Source organism: Massilia sp. P2_C2 (assembly GCF_056404615.1).
Window position 1 is genome coordinate 1 of sequence record NZ_JBFUDR010000380.1, and the last position, 5083, is coordinate 5083.

Here is a 5083-nt window from a genome sequence, read left to right on the forward strand (position 1 = left end):
ATATAGGGCAGCACCTCGGGCGCAATACCGGTGCCGTTGTCTTCCACCGTCACGACGATCTCGTCCGTCCCGGCCTGCGCGGCCAGGYGCAGGCGGCCGCCGTCGCCCGTGTATTTCGATGCGTTGCCGAGCAGGTTCGTGAACACCTGGGCCAGGCGCACCTTATCGCCCTCCACGGCGACCGTGCCGGACGGCAGCTCGACATCCAGCGCCTGGCCCCGCTCCGCGATGCGCGGCTGCACGGTCTCGATGGCGTGCCGCAACACGTCGGCAAGCAGCAGCGGTTCGGCGGACAAGGTGATCTTGCCGCTGCTGATGCGGGCCGCATCGAGCAGGTCGTCGAGCAGGCGTGCCATGTGATCGACCTGGCGCCCGATCACGCGTGCGAGCTTCAGCTGTTGCGGCGCGGCGTCGGGGTCGCGCTCCAGCAGCGACGCGGCCATCGCGAGCGGCGACAGCGGATTGCGCAGCTCGTGCGCCAGCATGGCGAGGAATTCGTTCTGGCGCCGGTTGGTGGCCTGGGCGTCCTCGCGCTGGTATTGGGCGTCGACGGTGGCCAGCACGAGGTGTTCGTTGGCTTCGCGCAACTGCGCCAGCGCGGCTTCCAGCACCTGGCGCTCCTCGGCCTGGCGCCGCGCCAGCGCACGCGCCGCTGCCAGCTCATCCTCCATCGCACGGATGCGGTGAAACAGGAACGGTTCCGGCAAGTCAGCGGCGGGGGAACGTTGCTCCGAAGACGGCGGCTCTGGTGAATACGTTCCCATGCTCTTCCTTTATTTGTGCGGCTCGCGCCGCGTGGGGTACCCCGTCATCRGGGCATCGAGGTTCGCCGCGTGCGGGGCGACGTCGAGCCCCTGGTCCGTGATGCGGTATTCGCGCAGCTGGTTGCTGTGGCTGGAGCCCCGCACCTTCACCACCGTCATGAACTTGCACACATGCCCCTCGACTTCGGCGAAACGCATCGTCAGCACGGCGTCGGCCAGGAAGCACAGGTTGTCGCTGGAAAAGCGCCAGTTCGGCGCATTGTCCTCGTAGCCGACCGTGACGACGGCGGTGACGCCGCGCCGCGCCAGCATCGCCAGCGTGCGGAACACGGCCAACCGCAGGTCGTAGCGGAATTCCGGCGCCAGGTACAGGCCGATCTCGGACAGCGAATCGATCACGACCCGCGTCGCGCCCGTGCGCTCGATCGCCTCGAGCAGCTGGTCCATCACTTCCTCGACCGACAGCGACAGCGACAGTGATTCCAGCACCGTCACCTGGCCGGCCTGCACCATCCGCACCAGTTCCGGATCGTGCAGCCGCGCCGTATGCTTTTCGAAGAACAGCGCGACGCCCTTCTCGCCCTGCGCCGCGCCGGCCGCGAGGAATTGGGTGCCGAGGATCGTCTTGCCGATGCCGGTCGGCCCCGACACGAGCATCGTATGCCCCTGCGGCAGCCCGCCGTGCAGCATGTCGTCCAGGCCGGCCACGCCGGTCGACAGGCGCTGCGGGTCGGCGGCGATGGTCTCGTACGCTTCCGGCAGCGGCGTCAGCAGGCGCGGGTAGATGCGGATCCCGTCGTCCGTGATGCGCAGCGTGTGCGCGCCGGCCATGTGGGCCTGGCCGCGCATCTTGATGATGCGGATCTTGCGCACCACCGAATCCTCGTCCAGGTTGTGCGACAGCGCCAGCATGCCGTCCGCCACCGTGATGATCGGGTTCGCTTCCACGTCGGTCTGGTTATACTCGCCGATCAGGAACGTGGTGGCCTGCCACGTGGCCATGCGCGAGCCCAATTCCTGGATAAAATGCTGCAGGTCCCACAGACCCTCGTTGCCGCTGCGCGCCGTCTGCACGACGGAACGGAACGAATCGACGAAGACGAGGCTGGGACCGAAATCCTCGACTTCGCGCATGATGCGCTCCAGCACGCCGCTGAAATCGCCGGCGCGCAGGTCATCGGCCAGGTTCACATAGCGGATGCTCGAGCCGACCTTGTCCATGTCGAAGAACGCGAATTGCTGCTGATAGCGCAGCATCTTCAGCGGCGGCTCGCCCAGCACGGTGAAGAACAGCGCGCGCCGCTGCGGGTTGGCGAGCGCGAACATGATCTGGTGGGCCAGCGTCGTCTTGCCGCTGCCGGGCGCCCCGGCGATCAGCGTGAACGAAAACTCGGTCAGGCCGCCGCCGAGAAGCACATCGAGCCCTGGCACGCCCGTGCTGAGTTTCTCCAGGGTTACTTTTCCGCTCATTCCTTGTGCTCCTCTTGATTCTTGTGCCGCGCGTCGCCCGTCGCCAGTTCGGCCAGCAGCCGCGCCGTCAGCGCGGGACCGATGAGAGCGGTGAGCTGGCGCACGAAGGCGCTCATCAATTCCTCATGCGCGGCGATCGCTTCCTTGCCGTCGGCCGCCGCCAGGTCCTGTTCGAGCGCGGCCAGCAGCAGGGCGCTGGACTTGCGCGCCGGATCCGTCGACAGCCACGGCCGCGGCGGCGCCAGCAGGCGCGTCGACCGGGTGAACAGCGCCACGAAGCCGCCTTCGCCGATCAGCGGCACCAGTTGCCGTCCCAGGCGCGACCAGGACTGGATCAGGGGTCCGGCATGGCTGGCACGGGCCGCGTCGGGCGTCAGGCCGGCGCCGGCCGGCTGCGCTCTGTTGTCGTCTTTATCCATGCGGGAGTGGCGTCGGGATTGTCATGCCATGCGGCGTGGCCTCGGCAGGCACGTCCGTCCAGTCATTATACAGTTTGCAGTCGATGTGACACTTTTAATAGAGTGTCAATACACAATTCCGTGCCGCATGATGCCGGCATCCGGTATGGACGTCGCGTTCGTCCGGGTAAAATCGCCAACCGAGGCCGACCCGGCCTCGTACCGACACCTCGACCACAGGACCTCCATGAAGCACACCCTGCTCGCCGCCGCCCTTGCGCTGTCTCCCCTGCTCGCTCCCCCCGCCGTCCATGCCGCCACGCCCGCGATCGCGAAGGCGGCCGGCAAGGCCGATGCCCGCCTCCAGGCCATTTACCGGGCCGAATGGCAATGGCGCCAGCAGCAGCGGCTCGCATGGGACGAGAACGAGCCGCGCGCGCCGGGTGCCGAACTGCCGCAGGTGGATGCGCGCACGCAGGCCGCGCGCCTCGCATGATGCCCACGATACACGTCATGTCATCGGGCAGACCGCGCGCTCTCAGCATCCTGCTATGCCTCAAGCTTGAACTCGCGGCTGCCCCGCCTTCTTGCTGCTGCCGTTGATCCCTCCTGATTCCATTTTCGACCTCGCCTCGGTGTCCGTGGAATCAGGCACCGGGCCAGTTGGCGTCAAAACAAATATGACATATCTACAACAATAATCGCTTACGTTGATTTATCCTCTAGCAATATTCGTTCTTTGCTACTATCGCTACGGTAAATTGCATATAAGAAAGCAATTCCGAGTTTTGCCGGCTCACACTTTTGTACGATCGTCAACGCTGTTGCACCGAAGAGGTTGTCCATGAATAAAGCAGGAACAAGACGTCAGTTTATGCAGGCGCTAGCCGCTTGCTTGGCTATGCCGGTCACGACCCTTGCCGCAAACGTCCCGCCGGCAGAACAGGCTACGCTGATCGACCAGTTCATCGCGGCCGGCAGCGCATTGCTCGGGATTAGCTTGGAAGACCGCGACTTAGCCCTTCCTTACATAGTATTGATGCGTAAGCAATTTTCCGAAGCCCAACTGCAGGCGTTCGTGGCCGCGAATGCGCCAGGCAAGTCGACCAGCGCACCCAACAGCAAGACCGGTCCTATCGAGCGTCAGGCGATGTTGTTGTGGCTGACGGGGCTCAGCGCAGAGAGTGCCGCCAACGCCGTCACCGTGGTGACCTATGCCCGTGCAGCGGTGTGGCAAGCGATGTCCTTCRCGAAACCGCCAGGCTGGTGCGGTGGCGAGTTCGGCTATTGGGCCGATCCACCCGCACCGCGCTGAGCGTATAGAACGAACTACCACATCGCGCGCCGGCTCCCGCCTTCGCACTCGCTTGATCGTTAGCAACGGAACACTATGAACAAACAGATTTCCTCGGACGTTCTCATCATCGGCGCAGGCGCGGTGGGCGGCATGCTGGCGTACCAGCTGGCCAAATCGCACATTAAAGTCAATCTGATCGAAGCTGGGCCGCGGATCGACCGTTTCCGCGCCGTGCAGCGCTTCTATGGCGCCCCCGAGAAGTCACCCAACGCGCCCTACGAATCCACCCGCCACGCGCCCCATCCGATGCGCAGCGACGACTACTATGTTCAGGCCGGACCCGATACGTTCAACGGCATGTTCCTGCGCGGCGTAGGCGGCACGTCCTGGCACTGGACCGGGTTTGCCGCGCGCTTTCGCCCGAATGATTTCAAGATGCAAAGCCGCTACGGGGTCGGGGTCGACTGGCCCATCAGCTACGAACAGCTGACGGGCTTTTACGAGACGATCGAAAAGGAATGGGGCGTGGCCGGCTTTCCCGAGTATCTGCACGGCTCGCCGCGCAGTACCAGCTTTCCGATGCCAGGCGTGCCCATGTCATACTCGGATACCCAGATCAAGAAGGCGGTGCATGGTCTTGGCTGGACGGTTGGACCATTCATCCACGCGCGTAATTCCATCGACTTCGACGGGCGCCCGCCCTGCTGTGGCAACGCCACCTGCGTGCCGATCTGCCCAATCGGCGCCAAGTACGACGGTAACGTACATGTGGGCAAAGCAGAAGCGGCCGGTGCCATGCTGACGGTCGATACCGTCGTCGAGAAAATCGTGGTCGGCAAGTCAGGTCGCATTACAGCGGTCAATTTCCGCAAGCCTGACGGGTCGACGGGCACCGCCGTCGCCAAGATCTACATTCTGTGCGCACACGCGATCGAATCGCCCAAGCTGCTGCTGATTTCGGCGCAGGAAAATGCTGCCAAGGGTGTGGCAAACAGCAGCGACACGGTCGGGCGCTACCTGCTCACTCAGGTCGACCTCGACACACGCGGCCTTGCAAAGCATCCATTGTATCCATATCGAGGGCCAACTACGACGGGCGGTATCATGGAATTTCGCGATGGTGACTTCCGCCGCGAATACGGTGCCGTCGGCAC

General features: G+C 64.4%; 6 protein-coding genes. 3 read left to right on the top strand and 3 right to left on the bottom strand.

The genetic code is table 11. From position 1 onward, the window contains the following. The 3 genes from AC1DYX_RS27530 to AC1DYX_RS27540 form a co-directional block, all read right to left on the bottom strand. On the bottom strand, positions 1-707 hold a 707-nt coding region (locus AC1DYX_RS27530), incomplete at its 3' end, for a sensor histidine kinase (protein ID WP_477264829.1). Between the two features lie 66 nt (positions 708-773). After that, positions 774-2234, bottom strand: a complete 1461-nt coding sequence (locus AC1DYX_RS27535; protein ID WP_477264831.1) for an ATPase domain-containing protein — start codon at positions 2232-2234, stop codon at positions 774-776. Next, positions 2231-2653, bottom strand: a complete 423-nt coding sequence (locus tag AC1DYX_RS27540; RefSeq protein WP_477264833.1) for a hypothetical protein — start codon at positions 2651-2653, stop codon at positions 2231-2233. The genes AC1DYX_RS27535 and AC1DYX_RS27540 overlap by 4 nt, the downstream gene beginning before the upstream one ends. A gap of 226 nt (positions 2654-2879) precedes the next feature. On the opposite strand from AC1DYX_RS27540, the gene AC1DYX_RS27545 reads away from it, so the two are divergent. The 3 genes from AC1DYX_RS27545 to AC1DYX_RS27555 form a co-directional block, all read left to right on the top strand. After that, entirely contained in the window at positions 2880-3128 is a 249-nt protein-coding gene (locus tag AC1DYX_RS27545) for a hypothetical protein (RefSeq protein ID WP_477264835.1), read from the top strand. A gap of 348 nt (positions 3129-3476) precedes the next feature. Next, complete coding sequence (locus tag AC1DYX_RS27550) at positions 3477-3947, top strand: sugar dehydrogenase complex small subunit (protein WP_477264837.1); 471 nt, start codon at positions 3477-3479, stop codon at positions 3945-3947. Between the two features lie 75 nt (positions 3948-4022). Beyond that, positions 4023-5083 (top strand): GMC family oxidoreductase N-terminal domain-containing protein (locus tag AC1DYX_RS27555; protein WP_477264839.1); only part of this gene is annotated, 1061 nt, incomplete at its 3' end.

Coding starts and splice junctions, on each gene's coding strand:
- AC1DYX_RS27540 (WP_477264833.1), bottom strand. CDS start 2,653: ATGGATAAAGACGACAACAGAGCGCAGCCGGCCGGCGCCGGCCTGACG.
- AC1DYX_RS27545 (WP_477264835.1), top strand. CDS start 2,880: ATGAAGCACACCCTGCTCGCCGCCGCCCTTGCGCTGTCTCCCCTGCTC.